The 15,788-nt window shown below is 76.3% G+C and carries 12 protein-coding genes; 3 read left to right on the top strand and 9 right to left on the bottom strand.

The features are described 5' to 3' along the window. Window positions 1–306: 306 nt before the first annotated feature. From I6A81_RS41570 to I6A81_RS41545, 6 genes are all read right to left on the bottom strand, one after another. Window positions 307–1,014, bottom strand: coding sequence for an NUDIX domain-containing protein (locus I6A81_RS41570; protein ID WP_203000316.1), 708 nt, complete (start codon window positions 1,012–1,014; stop codon window positions 307–309). Continuing rightward, entirely contained in the window at window positions 1,011–2,720 is a 1,710-nt protein-coding gene (locus tag I6A81_RS41565) for a CTP synthase (protein ID WP_307875249.1), read from the bottom strand. The genes I6A81_RS41570 and I6A81_RS41565 overlap by 4 nt, the downstream gene beginning before the upstream one ends. Window positions 2,721–2,866: 146 nt before the next feature. After that, on the bottom strand, window positions 2,867–4,609 hold the full coding sequence (gene recN, locus I6A81_RS41560) for a DNA repair protein RecN (protein ID WP_203000320.1): 1,743 nt from the start codon (window positions 4,607–4,609) through the stop codon (window positions 2,867–2,869). Between the two features lie 105 nt (window positions 4,610–4,714). Further along, a complete protein-coding gene (locus tag I6A81_RS41555; RefSeq protein WP_203000321.1) occupies window positions 4,715–5,656 on the bottom strand; it encodes an NAD kinase in 942 nt (313 codons plus the stop codon). A 16-nt stretch (window positions 5,657–5,672) separates the two neighbouring features. Then, on the bottom strand, window positions 5,673–6,611 hold the full coding sequence (locus I6A81_RS41550) for a TlyA family RNA methyltransferase (protein WP_203000324.1): 939 nt from the start codon (window positions 6,609–6,611) through the stop codon (window positions 5,673–5,675). A 13-nt stretch (window positions 6,612–6,624) separates the two neighbouring features. After that, on the bottom strand, window positions 6,625–6,975 hold the full coding sequence (locus I6A81_RS41545) for a hypothetical protein (protein ID WP_203000326.1): 351 nt from the start codon (window positions 6,973–6,975) through the stop codon (window positions 6,625–6,627). Window positions 6,976–7,374: 399 nt separating this feature from the next. Between I6A81_RS41545 and I6A81_RS41540 the strand changes: the two genes are divergently transcribed. Then, window positions 7,375–7,710, top strand: coding sequence for an alkyl sulfatase C-terminal domain-containing protein (locus I6A81_RS41540; RefSeq protein WP_203000328.1), 336 nt, complete (start codon window positions 7,375–7,377; stop codon window positions 7,708–7,710). Between the two features lie 141 nt (window positions 7,711–7,851). Here the strand turns inward: I6A81_RS41540 and I6A81_RS41535 are convergent, their stop codons facing one another. Together I6A81_RS41535 and I6A81_RS41530 are read right to left on the bottom strand one after the other, a co-directional pair. Next, entirely contained in the window at window positions 7,852–8,982 is a 1,131-nt protein-coding gene (locus I6A81_RS41535) for an HAD-IIA family hydrolase (protein ID WP_238428349.1), read from the bottom strand. 136 nt (window positions 8,983–9,118) lie between these two features. Next, a complete protein-coding gene (locus tag I6A81_RS41530; RefSeq protein WP_203000332.1) occupies window positions 9,119–9,550 on the bottom strand; it encodes a tetratricopeptide repeat protein in 432 nt (143 codons plus the stop codon). 378 nt (window positions 9,551–9,928) lie between these two features. Here I6A81_RS41530 and I6A81_RS41525 point away from each other — a divergent pair, with 378 nt between their 5' ends. Further along, entirely contained in the window at window positions 9,929–11,269 is a 1,341-nt protein-coding gene (locus I6A81_RS41525; RefSeq protein WP_203000334.1) for a DUF1015 domain-containing protein, read from the top strand. Window positions 11,270–11,645: 376 nt separating this feature from the next. Here the strand turns inward: I6A81_RS41525 and I6A81_RS41520 are convergent, their stop codons facing one another. Continuing rightward, window positions 11,646–12,962, bottom strand: coding sequence for a tetratricopeptide repeat protein (locus I6A81_RS41520; RefSeq protein ID WP_203029854.1), 1,317 nt, complete (start codon window positions 12,960–12,962; stop codon window positions 11,646–11,648). Between the two features lie 1,161 nt (window positions 12,963–14,123). On the opposite strand from I6A81_RS41520, the gene I6A81_RS41515 reads away from it, so the two are divergent. Continuing rightward, a complete protein-coding gene (locus tag I6A81_RS41515) occupies window positions 14,124–14,693 on the top strand; it encodes a hypothetical protein (RefSeq protein ID WP_203000336.1) in 570 nt (189 codons plus the stop codon). The last annotated feature ends 1,095 nt before the right edge of the window (window positions 14,694–15,788 follow it).

Genomic DNA, 15,788 nt, shown 5'->3' with positions numbered 1-15,788 from the left:
CCGCTCACGTGCGCTCCGGCGACCTCCGCTGCGGCCCCCCTCCATCGCTTCGCTCGGAGGAGGGCCTCCGCGGAGGCCCTCCTCCGCGCCAGCTCAGTTGCGTAACGCTCCCACGCCACGAACCGAACTACTCCCTGCGAGGGTCTACTTCGCTTCGCTCGTGGCCGGGCCGCAGCGGAGGTCGCCGGAGCGCACGTGAGCGGAGGAGGACGGCGCGCGGAGGTCACGTCCGGAGCGAAGCGGAGGACGGGGCCGGAGCGCGCCGCCCGGACGGAGCGGACCAGGAAACACAGCGAACCAGGAAACTCAACCCTGGTTGCCGGGTCTGGCGGGCCAGGGGGCGTCTGGGGAGCGCAGGCTCGCGAAGCCGATGTCGCGGGCCCGGGCGGCGGCGAGGATCCCGACGACGGCCATCGCGTTGGTGATGTCGCCCTCGAGGACCCTGGTGACCGCCTCGTCCAGCGGCACACGGGTGACCGCCATCTCGGCCTCCTCGTGCACCCCGACGTGCCGCTCGGGGACCGGGATCTCGGACAGGCCCTGGGCCAGGAACACCCGGTATGCCTCGTCGGTCATCCCGGGCGACGCCCACACGTCGACGAGCAGCGACCAGCGCTCGGCCCGCAGCGCGGCCTCCTCGGCCAGCTCGCGCGCCGCGGCGACCGACGCCGGCTCGCCGGGCAGGTCGAGGATCCCGGCGGGCAGTTCCCACAGTTCGCCGCCGACCGGGTGCCGGTACTGGCGGACCATCACGACCCGTCCGGCGTCGTCGAGCGCGACGACGCCGACGGCCCCCGGGTGCACGACGACGTCGCGCTGGGAGACGTCGCCGTCGGGCATCCGCACCTGGTCGCGCCGGATCGAGATGATCCGCCCGCGATACTCGGTGCTGCTTTCGGCGACCTCGTAGCGGTGCCTCGCCGAGCCGGCGACGCCGGCCTCCTCGGGGGCGGCCGCCCACGGCCGGGCGGTGCCCGCCGGATCGGCTCCGTCGAGCCGGGAGGCCCGGGTCATGACGTCACCAGGCCCGCGACCGCCGACCCCGCCGGGTCGGTGCCCAGGTCGACTGGCAGCACGCCGCGGCGGCGGTCCGCGTAGGCGACGGCGGCCGAGGCCAGCCCGCGAAACAGCGGGTGTGCCCGGGTCGGCCGTGACCGGAACTCGGGGTGCGCCTGAGTGCCGACGTAGAACGGGTGCACATCTGGCGCCAGCTCGATCATCTCGACGAGCCGGCTGTCCGGCGAGGTGCCGGAGAACACCAGGCCCGCGGCGGCGAGCCGGTCGCGGTAGTCGTTGTTGACCTCATACCGGTGGCGGTGCCGTTCGTCGACCTCGGCCGCGCCGAACTCGCGGCGCGCGATCGTGCCCGGCGCGAGCTTGCAGGTGTAGAGGCCAAGCCGCATCGTGCCGCCCAGGTCGCGCTTGCCCGCGATGACGTCCAACTGGTCGGCCATCGTCGAGATCACCGGATGGGGAGTGGTCTCGTCGAACTCGGCCGAGTTCGCCCTCTCCAGACCGGCCAGGGAGCGGGCCGCCTCGATCACCATGCACTGCAGGCCGAGACAGATCCCGAGCGTCGGCAGCCCGTGCTCGCGGGCGTGCCGCAACGCGTTGATCTTTCCTTCGATGCCCCGGACCCCGAACCCGCCCGGGATGATCATCCCGTCGACGCCGTCGAGCAGCGCGGCGGTCGCCTCGGGCGACGAGCACTCGTCGGAGGCGACCCACCGGATGTCGACCCCGGCGTCCACGGCGAACCCGCCCGCGCGCAGCGCCTCGGTGACCGACAGGTAGGCGTCCGGCAGGTCGATGTACTTGCCGACCATCGCCACCGTGATCCGGTGGGTGGGCTGGTTGACCCGGCGCAGCAGGGTGTCCCACTCGGTCCAGTCGACGTCGCGGAACGACAGGCCAAGCCGGCGCACCACGTAGGCGTCCAGGCCCTCCTGGTGCAGCACCTTCGGGATCATGTAGATCGACGAGGCGTCCGGCGCGCCGACGACGGCCTCGTCGTCGACGTCACACATCAGCGCGATCTTCTTCTTGAGCGCGTGCGGCAGCGGCCGGTCGGAGCGGCAGACGAGCGCGTCGGGCTGCAGGCCGATGCTGCGCAGCGCGGCGACGGAGTGCTGGGTGGGCTTGGTCTTCAGCTCGCCGGACGGGGCCAGGTAGGGCACCAGGCTGACGTGGACGGTGAGCGCGTTGTCCCTGCCGACCTCGTGGCGGACCTGGCGGATCGCCTCCAGGTAGGGCAGCGACTCGATGTCGCCGACGGTGCCGCCGACCTCCGTGATGACGACGTCGACGTCGTCGCTCGCGAGCCTGCGGATCCTGTCCTTGATCTCGTCGGTGATGTGCGGCACGACCTGCACGGTCTGCCCCCGGTAGTCCCCGCGCCGCTCGCGGGCGATGACCGCCGAGTAGACCTGCCCGGTGGTGACGTTCGCGCTGCCGTTGAGGTTGACGTCGAGGAAGCGCTCGTAGTGGCCGATGTCCAGGTCAGTCTCGGCGCCGTCGTCGGTGACGAAGACCTCACCGTGCTGGAACGGGTCCATCGTCCCGGGATCGACGTTGAGGTACGGGTCCAGCTTCTGCATCGTGACCCGCAGGCCGCGCGCCTTGAGCAGCCGGCCAAGGCTGGACGCGGTCAGTCCCTTGCCCAGGCTCGACGCCACCCCGCCAGTGACGAAGATGTGTTTGCTGCTACGTACCTGCGCCACGCACACTCCCGTGGTCATGCCGGCGGCCGACCCGACCGGTCCACGGGACTTCACAGTAACACGCCAGCTCGCCGCCCTGGCCCGACCCATCGCGTGGCTTCGGTCCCGATCGTTTCGGTCCGATGGTCTCGGTCAGGCGGCCTCGGTCAGGGCCTGGCCTTGTCGGCGGCCGCGGCGGCGAGGAGCTCCTCCGCGTGGCCGCGGGCGAGGGTGGAGTCCTCCTGGCCGGCGAGCATGCGCGACAGCTCACGGACCCGGCCGGCGTCGTCGAGGGCGGTCACGCCGCTGCGGGTGACCGAGCCGTCGGAGGCCTTGCTGACGACCAGGTGCCGGTCGGCGAACGCGGCCACCTGCGGCAGGTGGGTGATGCAGATGACCTGGTGGGTGCGGGCGAGCCTGGCCAGCCGGCGACCGATCTCGACGGCGGCCCGCCCGCCGACGCCGGCGTCGACCTCGTCGAACACCATCGTCACCCCGGCGTCGTCCGCGGCCAGCACGACCTCGATCGCGAGCATCACCCGGGACAGCTCGCCGCCGGAGGCGCCCTTGTGGACCGGCCGGGCCGGCGCGCCGGGATGCGGGACCAGCCGCAGCTCGACGTCGTCGACCCCGCCCGGCCCGAACGCGACCATCCGGCCGAACATCGGCAGGCCGTTCGGGTCGTCGCGCTGGGAGACGACCGCCACGACCCGGGCGCGCGGCATCGCCAGGCCCGCGAGCTCGCCGGCGACCCGCTCCCCGAACTCGTGCGCGGCCCGGGAACGGGCGGCCGACACCTGGCCGGCGAGGTCGGCGAGCTCGTCGAGCAGCGCGTCGCGCTCGGCGGTGAGCGCCTCGGCCGAGTCGGCGCCGCCGTCGAGCTCCAGCAGCCGCCGGCCGGCCTGCTCGGCCCAGGCGAGCACGCCGTCGACGTCGGTGCCGTGCGCGCGGGTCAGCGCGGCCAGGTCGGCGCGGCGTTCCTGCGCGGCGGCCAGGCGGGCCGGGTCGGCGTCCACCCCGGCGGCGTAGGACGCGAGGTCCGCGGCGACGTCGGCGAGCAGCACGGCCGCCTCGCGGATCCGGTTGCCGAGCTCGGCCAGCGCCGGGTCGAGGTCGGCCTCCCCGGCGACGACCCGGCGGGCGGCGGAGACCAGGTCGACGGCGCCGGGCGAGCCGTCGCCCGAAGCCGGGTCGGCCACCAGGGCGGCGTGCGCGGTCTGGGCGGCCCGGACGAGCGCCTCGGCGTGCTCGAGGCGGCGCAGCTCCGTGTCGAGGGCGGCGTCCTCGCCGGCGGCCGGTTCCACCCGCTCGATGTCGGCGAGCCGGGACCGCAGCGACTCGGCCTCGGCGGCCCGCTCACGGGAGCGCTCCGTGATGTCGGCGAGCCTGGCGCGCACCGCGCCGAGCCGGGCGTACCGCTCGCCGTAGCGGGCCAGCGGCTTGGCGACCGCCTCGCCGGCGAACCGGTCGAGCGCGGCCCGCTGGGTGGAGGTCTTGAGCAGCCGCTGCGCCTCCGACTGGCCGTGCACGGCGACCAGGTCCTCGGCGAGCTCGGCGAGCAGGCTCGCCGGCGCGGCGCGGCCGCCGATCTGGACACGGGAGCGGCCGTCGGCGATCAGCGTCCGGCCGATGATCAGTACGCCGTCGTCGATCTCGCCGCCCGCGTCGCGCACCCGCGCCGCGGTCAGCGAGTCCGGCGACACGGCGAGCCGGCCCTCGACGAAGGCGCGGTCGAAACCGGGGCGGATCAGGCCGTAGTCGGCGCGGCCACCGGTCAGCAGGCCCAGGCCCTGGACGATCATCGTCTTGCCGGCGCCGGTCTCACCGGTGACCACGGTGAGCCCCGGCGCGAGGTCGAGGACGGCGTCATCGATGACCCCGAGGCCACGCAGCCGGATTTCCTCGAGCACGCACCGAACTCTAGGGCATGGCCGGGGCGAGGAGGCCGAAGGAGGCGCGAATCCGGCATGTCGGCGCGAGGCGGACCGGGCACGACCAACCCGCCACGGCCCCGGTCACCCCGCCGGTTCGTCGCTGGAGAAGCCCACGAACGAGTCCGACCAGCCGTTCTCGCGCGCGGCCCGGCCACGCCAGCCCTCGACCGGCAGGTGGAACTTCGCCACCAGCCGGTCGGTGAACGGCAGCGCGCGCACCACCGCCAGGCGTACCGGCCGCCGGCCGCGGGCGACCTCGACCCGGGAGTGCGGCGCGACCGGCACCGACCGCCGGCCGTCGCAGTAGATCACCCCGGGCACCGGGTCGAGCACCTCGATGGCCACCGTCGACGTGGGAGCGAGCACCAGCGGCCGGGCGAACAGCGCGTGGGCGCTGATCGGGGCGACCAGCAACGCGTCCACCCCCGGCCACATCACCGGCCCGCCGACGGAGAACGCGTACGCGGTCGACCCGGTCGGCGTCGAGCAGATCACCCCGTCGCAGCCCCAGCGCGACAGCGGCCGGCCGTCGATGCCGACCACGCACTCGAGCATCTTGGCCCGCTCGGCCTTCTCCAGGGACATCTCGTTGAGCGCCCAGCCGGCATAGGTGACCTCGCCACGCAGCCGGACCGTCACGTCGACGGTCATCCGCTCCTCGACCTGGTAGTCCTTGCGCACCACGGCGTCGAGGGTGGCCTCCAGCGCGTCGGGCTCCGCCTCCGCGAGGAAGCCGACATGGCCGAGGTTGACGCCGAGCAGGGGGATGTCGGCCGAGCGGGCGAGCTCGGCGCCGCGCAGCAGCGTGCCGTCGCCCCCGAGGACGAGCACCAGCTCGACGCCGACCGCCGCGTCGTCGTCCCGCGGGACGATGGTCGCCCCGTCCAGGCCGAGCAGCTCCGCCTCGTCGGCCAGCATCCTGGGCGCGATCCCGGCCGCGGCGAGCCGGTCGAGCACCCAGCCGGCGCGCCGGGCCATGCCGTCCCGGCGCGGGTGGGTCAGCACGAGGATCTCTCTGCTCATCGCCCGCTCCCGCCCGTCATCGCCCGCTCCCACCCGCGCCGGCCGGGCCGGCGGCGATCGCGCCGGCGAGTGCCGCCGGGTCCAGCGGTGGCGCGCCGGCGGCGAGCCACAGCAGGTACTCGACGTTGCCCGCGGGCCCTGGCAGCGGGCTGGCGACCACGCCGCGCACGCCCAGCCCGGCCTGGGCGGCCGCGCGGGCGACCCCCTGGACCGCCTCGGCGTGCAGCGAGACGTCGCGGACGACACCGCCGGCGCCGAGCCGCTCCCGCCCTACCTCGAACTGTGGCTTGACCAGCAGGACGAGGTCGGCGTCCGGCGCGGCGCAGCCGGCCAGCGCCGGCAGCACGAGCCGCAGCGAGATGAACGACAGGTCGCCGACGACCAGGTCGACCGGCTCGCCGATCGTCTCGAGGGTCAGGTGCCGGGCATTGGTCCTGTCGAGCACCCGCACCCGTGAGTCGGTGCGCAGCCGCCAGTCGAGCTGCCCGTATCCCACGTCCACCGCGACGACCGAGGCCACGCCGGCGCGCAGCAGCACGTCGGTGAACCCGCCGGTGGACGCTCCGACGTCCATCGCCCGCCGCCCTGCCACCCGCAGCGCCGGCCCCCGGGCCGCCCCGCCCGGGTCCGCCGGCGCGGCCGGCGCCTCGGGTTCCTCGGGCCCTCCGGGCCCCTCCGGCGCCGCTGGACCGGGCGAGGACGTTTCGGGCAGCGGGGGGACTCCGAAGGCGGCGAACGCTCCGAGCAGCTTGTGAGCGCCGCGGGAGGCGAAACCTGGGTCGTCCCCGCCGTTCAGCGCGATCGACGTGGTGGCGTCGACCATCGTCGCCGGCTTGCTCGCCGGCCGGCCGGCGACCAGGACCCGCCCGGCCGCGATCGCCTCGGCGGCCTGCTCGCGCGAGCGGGCCAGGCCCCGGCGGACCAGCTCGCCGTCCAACCGCGTTCTGCGTGCCATGGCTAGCACTCGCTCACCGCGGGCCGGGCCCCGGCATCGGCGGCCCTGGCCGCGGCCGGCCAACCGGGGCGGCGCCCGGACCTGGCCGCCCGAACTGCCCGGGGCGGGCCGGCTGACCGGACCCGCCGGACCGGGCCGGGACGGAGCCGGCGGGCTCCCCGCCGTCCGCCGCGTCGAGTTCGGCGAGCGTGCCGGCGAGCAGCCGGTTGACCTCCTCGAAGACGGCGACGTGCTCGGCGACCGGCAGGCCGGGAAGCTCGGCCAGCCTGGCGGAGGCGGCCCGCAGGCCGTCGTCGCCCACCGGCACGTCGCCGACGGGGTCGGCGGAGTCGGCCGCCGGCGTGGTGCCGGGCTCGATGGTCACCTGTCCTGCCTCCCGTGGTCGATGTCCAGGCGCGTTGGCATGTCCGGGCGCATTGGCACGTACCAGGACGCCGACGCGACGCTCACGGATTGTCTGGGCCTCGTCCGGTCGTTCCTACGCTAGTGTCGCCCACGGCCCGCCAGTAGCGGTGATGACCCGTTGTCGTGGGCGACGCCGGACCCGCCCGGCACCCCCGGGCCGGCTCGCCCGCCGTGTCATGCCGGGTGGGAGCGGCCCAGCGCTCGGTGAGCGGAGCGGGCCGTGAGCAGGTAGGACGGGTAGGGGCACGCCGCGCCGGGGCACCCGGGCCGGGGTCAGGGCCGTCCGGCCCCGGGCGGGGCTCCGGCCGAGGCGGCCCGGGTGAGCGACGCCGGCACGGATACGGGAGGACAGGTCGTCGTGGCGGACCGGAAGCAGTGCGAGGCCGCGCTGCGTGGCCTGGCCGCCCGCCTCGAGGCGCTGGCGCGCGAGGGCCACCCACCGAACACGCCCGACCGCACGATCATGTGCCGGATTCCCGACCTGGGCACCTCGTACGTCGCCCAGCTGCGCGACGGCGGCCTGCACGACATCACCGAGGGCAACCGCGCCGCGCAGATCACCTTCACGCTCAGCAGCGACGACCTGGTAGCCGTCACCGAGGGGAGACTCTCCGTCACTTCGGCCTGGGCGAGCGGGCGGCTGCGGGTCGAGGCCAGCGTGCGCGACCTGCTGCGGGTGCGTTCGCTGCTCTGACGAGCCCGTCCCGTCCGACGAGCCGCTCCCGGCGCCGCCACCGCCCGGCCGCCGCCGGCCCAGGACCACGGCGCCGCCTGTTCGCCCCGCCGTCGCGCTCATCGCTTCCCCGCCGTCGTCTCGCGCTCGCCGGGACCCCGCTCACGCCGACGGCGCGGCGAGGTCCGCGCAGGCGTGCGGACGGTCCGCGGCCAGGCCGCGCGTCGGCCGGCCGGCGTCGGCCGCGGCCCAGGCCGCCAGGCACGCGGCGCGCAGGGCGTCCAGCCCGTCATCCACCGCCCTGTCCGGCGCTTCGCCCACCGCTTCGTCCGGCGTCTGGTCTGGCGCCACGTCGCGCGGGTCGCCCGGCTCACCACCCGCGCCAGCGTCGGCGCCACGCGCACGCCAGCGCAGGACGCCGGCGTCGTCCACGTGGCACTCCCAGCCGCCGCACCGGGCCCGCCCGTCCGGCGCCAGGCGGGCCGGCGGGTGCGGGCGCAGCAGGCCGCGCAGGTCGGCGGCGAGCAGCGTCGGCCGGTGCGCGGGCCCCGCCGCCAACAGCTCCGACCCGGTGGTCACCCCGGTGAGGACCAGGAGGGTCGGGGTACCGGACCTCGCCCCGGCCTCGACGTCCGTGTCGAGCCGGTCGCCGACGACGACGGGCTCGCGGGCCTGGGTCCTGCGCACCGACTCGGCGTGCATCGCCGGCTCGGGCTTGCCGGTGACCAGCGGCTCGGCTCCCGTCGCCGCCCGGACCATCGCGACCAGCGAGCCGTTGCCTGGCGCGAGGCCCCGCTCCGTCGGCACGGTCAGGTCGGCGTTGCTCGCGACCCACCACGCGCCGGCGCGCACGGCCAGCGCCGCCTCAGCCAGCCGCCCGTAGGTGATCTCCGGATCGAAGCCCTGGACGACGGCCAGCGGCGCCGCGTCGGCGGAGGCCACCGGGGTCAGCCCCTCGGCCGCGACCGCCGCCCACAGCCCCTCGCCGCCGGCGACCAGCACCGCCGCGCCTGGCGGCAGCCGCTCGGCGAGCACGTGCGCCGCCGCCTGCGCCGACGTGATCACCTCTTCCGGGCGAGCCGGCACCCCGAAGCCGGTGAGCCGCGCGGCGACCGCCTCCGGGATGCGCAGGGCGTTGTTGGTCACGTAGCCGACCCGCAGGCCGCGCCGCCCGGCCGCGGCGATCGCGTCGGCGGCGTGCGGCACGGCGCCATCGCCCCGGTACACGACGCCGTCCAGGTCGAGCAGCGCGACGTCGAACCGCTCCGCCGGCGCCACCGCGCTCCCGCCCAACGGCGGCCCGTAGGCCGGGTGGACGGCCCCCGGCCCCGCCGGCGCCGGCTTCTCTTCTCCCGCGCTGGCCGGCTTCCGTCCGCCCACCTGCTCCCCGGCCGCCGTGGCCCTCATCCGGCCGGGCCCCGCGCGGCCGTCACGCGGGCCGGGCCCGGTTCAGATGAGCCCGGGCGCCGCGCAGCTCCCGGCCATAGTGCGAGATGTCGGGACGCATCGCCGCCGCCAGCGCCAGGTGCTCGATCGCCGTCGGCAGGTCCCCGGTGCGCCTGGCGGCCATCCCGAGGCCGAACTGGGCGTAGTCGTCGGTCGGGTCCTGGGCGACGATCCAGGCGAAGGTCTCCAGCGCGGCGTCGTACTGCCCGGCGTCGAACTGGGCGCGCGCGAGCGCCTCACGGACGCTGCGGGACTCCGGCTCGGCCGCGCACGCGTGCGCGAGCAGCTGGACGGCCGCGTTCGCGTCGCCGTGGCCATGCAGCGCCTTCCCGCGGGTGAACCAGTCGTAGACAGTCCCGGCAGGCGAACCCGCCCCGTTCGGCCGCTCCCTGCCCGACCCGGTCTGTTCGGACATCAGCACCTCCCCAAGGCGTGCAACGCCTACCCGATAGACAGTCATCCATCCGCGTGCGCGGGCCGAGGGCCACGCGTTCTCGTCAGCCGCCGCACCCGCGTCCGCCACCGGGCGGAACGCTGGTCTGCCGTCCAGTGTCGTCGCAAAGACCCGCCGCGTACGTCCCTTCGCTCGTTCCGAGGCCCATCTGTCCCCTGGGCCGGCCCAGGCCGCCCTGCCGGCGGCGGGCCTTCCGGTGCCGGTTTTCCCGCGCTCGCCGATCCGGATGCCCGCGAGACCGCGCCCGCGGTGGCCCTGGCCGCCTGGAGCTGTGACCTGAATCCCTTCGGATGCGCGGCGACGATGGTCAACGATCGGGGTCGGGTCACCGGCCCTACGATGCGGGCCATGGTTGACGACGACGCCGCCGCCTCCACCGATGTCCCCGTTCCCGCCGGGCTGGTGCTCGCGCCGTTCCGCGCGGCCAGGTTCACGGCCGCGGCCGGCGCGGACAGCCACCTCGCGGCGCTGACCTCCCCGCCGTACGACGTGATCGACGAGGCTGGGGTGGCGGCGCTCGAGGCCGCCGACCCGCGCAACGTGGTCCGGCTGATCCTGCCCCGGGACACCTCGGCCGCCGAGCCGGGCAGCCGCTACACCCGGGCGGCCGAGACGCTCGCGGACTGGCTCGCCTCCGGGGTGCTGCGCCGCGACGACGCACCAGCGCTCTACGTCTACGAGGAGGAGCACGAGGGCCACCGCCAGCGGGGGCTGGTCGGCGCCGTCGCCCTGACCGACCCGGACGCGGGGATCATCCTTCCCCACGAGAACACCATGGCCGGCCCGGTCTCCGACCGGCTGTCCCTGCAGCGGGCGACCAGGGCCAACCTGGAGCCGATCTTCCTGCTGTACGAGGGCGGCGGCGAGACCAGCCGGATCGTCGCGGCCACCGTCGCCACCGAGCCGCTCGTCGCCACGGTCACCGACGACGGCGTCGCGCACCGCATCTGGGCGCTCACCGACCCGGCGACGCTCGACACGATCGCCGCGGACCTGCTGGGGCGCCCAGCGGTGATCGCCGACGGGCATCACCGCTACGCCACCTACCGGCACTACCAGGCCGAGCGGCACGCCGCCGGCGACGGGCCCGGCCCCTGGGACTTCGGACTCACCTTCCTCGTCGACGCGACGGTCTCCGGCCCGCAGGTGCACCCGATCCACCGCGCGGTCCGCGGCCTGACCGTCACCGAGGCCGCCCGGCGGGCCGAGGGCGCGTTCACCGTCGACCGGCTGACTCCCGCGGAGCCCTCGGGTCCGGCGGATGTCGCGCTGCTTCTCGACGAGCTGGCCAAGGCCGGCCAGGGCGGGCACGCCTTCGTCATCACCGACGGCCGCGATGCCTACCTGCTGTCGAAGCCGTCCGACGAGGTGCTGGCCCGCACGCTGCCGGCGGACCGCTCGGCGGCCTTCCGCGGCCTGGACGTGACGGTCGCGCACCTGACACTGATCAGTGACGTCTGGGGCCTGGAGGACAAGGTGGGCGTCGTGGACTACTTCCACGACGCGCCGGCCGCGATCGCCGCGGCCGGGAACGACGGCACGGCGCTGTTGCTGAACCCCACCCCGGTCGCCGGCGTGACGGCGGTCGCCGGCGCCGGCGAGCGGATGCCGCGCAAGTCGACACTGTTCACCCCCAAGCCACGCACCGGCCTGCTGATCCGTCTCCTCGACGAGTCCTGACCTCCGCGTCCTGGCCCGCCGAGGGAGGCGTCAAACGCGCCGAGGGCCGGCCCCGCGCCGGGGCCGGCCCTCGCTGATCGCCGCCGGCCCGCGGGAATGGTTCGCGGCGGCCTGACGGCGCGCGCCGGCTCCTCGGGCATCCTTCTCGGGCATCCGACTTCTCGGGCATCCGACGATCACGGTGACGGGCCTGGGGCCGGGACGTCAGACCCGCGTCAGAAGCGGGCTCCTTCGCCCACCCGGCCGGGGAAGCTCGCGTCCGGGTGGGCATGGTTCGCTGTCACCGCGCGAACTGGGGCCGACGCTGGCACCGCAACGGTGCCTTCGCCGGTAGCCGCGCGGTGACAGCGCCCGTCCTTCTCAGTCCTCGGCCTTCTCAGCCCTTGCCCGCCTCCGGGCCGTCATCATCGGCGTCGACCTCGACGATGTCGTCCTCGTCCTCGTCGGCGGCGATCTCGACGATGTCGACAGCACCCTCGACGGCATCGTCCCCATCGACGCCGTCGTCGGTGGCGTCCGGCGTGAGCGACCGGCGCTCAGCCTCGGGGATCTCACGAAGGCCCAGGTCGCTGAACAGGACGCTGAGGTCGGGCAGCGCCGGGGCACTGCTCTGCCGGCGCGCCGGCTCCTCCGGAGCCTCGGCCGCCTGGCCCGCTTCGATGAGCGCCAACGAGGAACTGCCGTCGTCGAAGAGCACCGGCGTGACCCGCTTGGAGCCACCGGCCAGCGCCGCCGACTCCTCCTGCTGCCCAGGACCTTCCTCCTCGGGACGGGCCTCGTCCCGAACCTCCTCCGCCGCCGGCTCCTCCCCCGCCCGCTCCGGCACGGTCGGCGCCGTCGCGCCCGGGAGAGGGCTGTCGCCCGGCGCGCGGCCCGCCTCGGCCGCGGGAGCGACGGAAACGGCGGCCGGCTCGGCCGCGGGCTCCGCGGCGAGCTGGGTCATGAGCTCGTAGACGCGCTCGTCGGCGTCGGTCTCGCCCTCGGCGTCGATCGCGGCGGCGGACTCGAAGGCCCGCAACGCGTCGGCCGGCCGGCCCGCGTCCAGCAGCGCCTCGGCGTAGGCGTAGCGCAGCCGGGCCGTCCACGGCCGCGGCTCGCCCGGACGGGTCGCCTCCTCCTGGAGCAGGACGACGGCCGCCTCCGGCTGGCCCAGGTCGCGACGCGCCCCGGAACCGACGATCAGCAGTTCCGCCCGGCCCGCCGGGTCCAGGGCGTCGGCCGACGGATCGGTGAGGTAGGCGATCGCGCGCTCCGGACGGCCCAGGCCGCGCTCGGCATCCGCGATCATCGGCAGGTAGCGCGGCGAGCCGTCCATCCGCCGAGCGGTACGCAGCTCGACCAGCGCGGTCGCGTACTCGCCCGCGTGGTAGGCCGCGATCCCGGCGGCCTCCCGCGTCGCCGGCAGCCGGGCCGCGAGGCTCGCCGCCGTCCTGGCGTGGGCGAGCGCCAGCGCCGGGTCGTCGTCGAGAAGCATCGCGGCGGCGACCAGGTGACGCGACACCACTTCGGCGAGCCCGATCGGCAGGCCGCGCAGCTCCTTGCGGATCTCGAGATCGAGCAGCTCCGGGCGGGCCTCCTCCGGCAGCGGGGGCGCCTCCGCGCGCGGCCGGGTCGTCGGCGTGGGCCGGTGTTCCGCCGCTCGGCGCTCACCGCCCGGGCCGGAGCGGCGATCCCCCGCCGGCCGCCGGCCCACCGGCCCACCGGCGCGGCCCGGCTCGGACCGGTAGGAACCGGCCCGTGCCGGCCCGCCCGCGCCCCTGAGAGTGCCCCGCCCGCCTCCGGGTCGCGCTCCGGCGGCGGCACGCGGCCCCTGGTCGCCGTCCCCGCGCCGGGCCCGCGGTCCCGTACCGGGGCCGCCGCGTGACCAACCACCGGCGCCGGCCGGCCGGTCGGCGCCGGCCTGGGCGCCACCAGCGTCGCCGTCCGGCCGCTGTCCGCCAGACGGGTAGCTCCCGCCGGACCGGGGCTTCTGCTCGCCGCCAGTCCTCTGCTCGCCGGCGGCCACCTGCTCGCCGCCGGCCGCCGCGGATCCGGCGGCTGGGGCGGCACCGCCATCCGCCGTCCCGCCGCGCGGAGCCGTCACCGCCGGCGCGGGCGACCCGCCATCGGCGACCGATCCGGCCAGGGTTCGTGCCGGTGACGCCGCGGCCTCGGCGGGTCCGCCCGGTGCCGGCCGGCTCACAGCCGGCGCGTACGGCTCCGCGGCCTCGCGGTTGGCCGGGCCACGCAGGGCAGGACCGCCCGTGGCCGCGTCCCGGGAGGCGGACTCGGCCGGCTCGGCCGGCAGCGCCCAGGCCGGCGGACCGGCCGGCCGGCGCTGGCCGGTGGGGCGGTCCGCGCGCGGGCCACTCGGCCGGAAACCGCCGCGGTCGCCGCGGTCGCCGTCATGACGCGGTGGGCGCCGGTCCGCGCCGCCACCGGACCGGTCCGATCGCCCTCCCGGCCGCTCGGGCCGCTGAAAGTCACGCTGCCCCTGACCGGGCCGCTCGGGCCGCTGAAAGTCACGCTGCCCCTGACCGGGCCGCTGGGGCCGGTGGGAGGGCCGCCCCGCGCCGGCCCCGCCTGCCCGCTCGCCGCCCACTCGCCCGCCGGCGGCCCAGTCCGGCCGCTCGGCGCGGTAGCCGTCCGAGCCGCTCGCGCGGTACCCGCTCTCGCGATGGTCGCGCCGCTCCGGCCGACCGGCCCGATCCGGTCCGGCTCCGCGCGGCCCGTCCGACCGGTTCGGCCGGCCGGGTCCCCGGTCGGGCCCGTCCCCTGGCCGCCCACCGCGGTAGCCGCCGGCGCGGTCCGGCCGGTCGGCGCCTGTCCCCGCCGGCCTGTCCGGCCTGTCCTGCCAGCCAGGCCGCTCGTCGCGATGCCCGTCACGACCGAACCGCCGCTGCTCGCCCGCCGATCCGTTCGACGGACGGCGGTCGAAGCGCTCGCCCTGGCCGTGACCCCCGTGGTCGGGCCGTGGCCGAGCCGCGCCGCCAGAACGCGCACCGTCGGGACGGGCGCCGCCGAACCGATCGCCGCCGGAACGCGCACCGCCGGAACGCGCACCGTCGAAACGGCCGCCGTCGGAACGGCCGCCGCCTCGTCCCTCGCCGGCCGGGCGGTAGCCGCCCCCCTGGGCCGCGTCACGGGCGCCGCCCGCGGGCCGCGAGCCCCCGGCTGGCCGGTCGTGACCGCCGGCCCTTCCGCCCTGGCCACCGTCGGCCTGCCCGAAGCGGTTGGAACGTTCCGGCCGGCCGTACCCACGTTCCGAGCGGCCGTCGCCGCGAGCGCGGTCCGCTCCCGCATCCCTGCCGCCTGGACCACCGGCCGACCGGTAGCCACCAGCGCCGCCGCGCCGGTCCGCGGACCAGCCACGGCCAGCGGAGCTGGTCTCGCCCGAACGGTCCCGCGGGCCGAAGCCGCCACGCCGTTCACCACCGCCGTTTGAGCCGCCACCGTTTGAGCCAGTGCCGCTCGCGCCGGCGCCGGAAGGGCGGCCGCCGCTTCGGTAGCCGCCGCCACCGCGCTGACTCCCCGCGTCACCGTCCCGGGCCTCGCCCCGGCCTGTGCCGCCGTACGGCCCGCGGTCACCCCGCGCGTCGCCGTCACGGCGATAGCCGCCCCGCTGGGGGCCCCGGTCGGTCCGGCCGGCGTTCTGGTGGGAAACCCCCCGGTCGTCGCCACCCCGGCGCGCGGCCTCACCGCCCGTGTTCTCCCGGAAGGTTCGGTCGGACCGGAAGCCACCGGCGCGCGACCCGTCAGACCCAGCCGGCCGGCCCGACCAGCCGTCGCGTGGCCGACCGTCGTCGCGCCGCTGGCCACCGGAACGGCCCGGCCCGTCCGCGCCGTCCCGCCAGCGTGGCCGCGGCGCGCCCGCGCCCGGCGAGCGAGCGGGGCCGCCCGAGCGCCGCCCGGCCGGACCGCCAGGCCCGCCGCCCGCGCGGCGCTGTCCGGCGGTGAATCCCTGGGAAGTCGACTGACGGGTCGGCTCCCCACCTGAGGGAGAAGGAGGAACTGCAGAGCTCGACATCGTCATCGCTTCCGATCGGCCCACGCCATCGTGGGCATCTCACTGTTGACTTCTCGACTTACGTGACTTCTCGACTACGCCTGTTACGCCCATGGCCTTGCCGACGGCCAGCCCGCCGACGACGGCCGCGCCTGCCAGGTGCCAGCGGCTCGGACGGGGTTCCGCGGCACGTGAGGGCCCACCCAAGGGTGGCGATCACGTCCCGCCCCGCGCAGGCAGGGCCGCGAGATCGCGACCCGTCACAGCGCCTGCCCGAGACGGCCTACCGCCCGGCACATACCCGACCCGCCGGCGCGCGGCGTTCATGTCGTACGTCTTCGTGTCGTACGTCTTCGCGCGAACGGGTGCGCCCCACGCGACGGGTCGTCACCTACTACGGTAGCCGCCCGGTCCATCGAACCTTGGTGAGCATGTTCACCGAGGGCGCCCCAGCGCACCTACCAGGCCTATCAGGCGGTCAAATGCCGGGTGCCCGGGCCCGAACCAGAGATGTCCTGTCTCTTAAACACAACT

This window comes from Frankia nepalensis (assembly GCF_016786325.1).
GTDB lineage: Bacteria > Actinomycetota > Actinomycetes > Frankiales > Frankiaceae > Pseudofrankia > Pseudofrankia nepalensis.
This window is presented reverse-complemented; position numbering and strand designations above follow the sequence as displayed.

What these genes read in the sequence shown, in the direction of transcription:
- I6A81_RS41550 (WP_203000324.1), bottom strand. Translation starts at nt 6,611, where the DNA reads ATGGCACGCAGAACGCGGTTGGACGGCGAGCTGGTCCGCCGGGGCCTG.
- I6A81_RS41525 (WP_203000334.1), top strand. Translation starts at nt 9,929, where the DNA reads ATGCGGGCCATGGTTGACGACGACGCCGCCGCCTCCACCGATGTCCCC.
- I6A81_RS41530 (WP_203000332.1), bottom strand. Translation starts at nt 9,550, where the DNA reads ATGTCCGAACAGACCGGGTCGGGCAGGGAGCGGCCGAACGGGGCGGGT.
- I6A81_RS41515 (WP_203000336.1), top strand. Translation starts at nt 14,124, where the DNA reads ATGCCCGTCACGACCGAACCGCCGCTGCTCGCCCGCCGATCCGTTCGA.
- I6A81_RS41555 (WP_203000321.1), bottom strand. Translation starts at nt 5,656, where the DNA reads ATGAGCAGAGAGATCCTCGTGCTGACCCACCCGCGCCGGGACGGCATG.
- I6A81_RS41570 (WP_203000316.1), bottom strand. Translation starts at nt 1,014, where the DNA reads ATGACCCGGGCCTCCCGGCTCGACGGAGCCGATCCGGCGGGCACCGCC.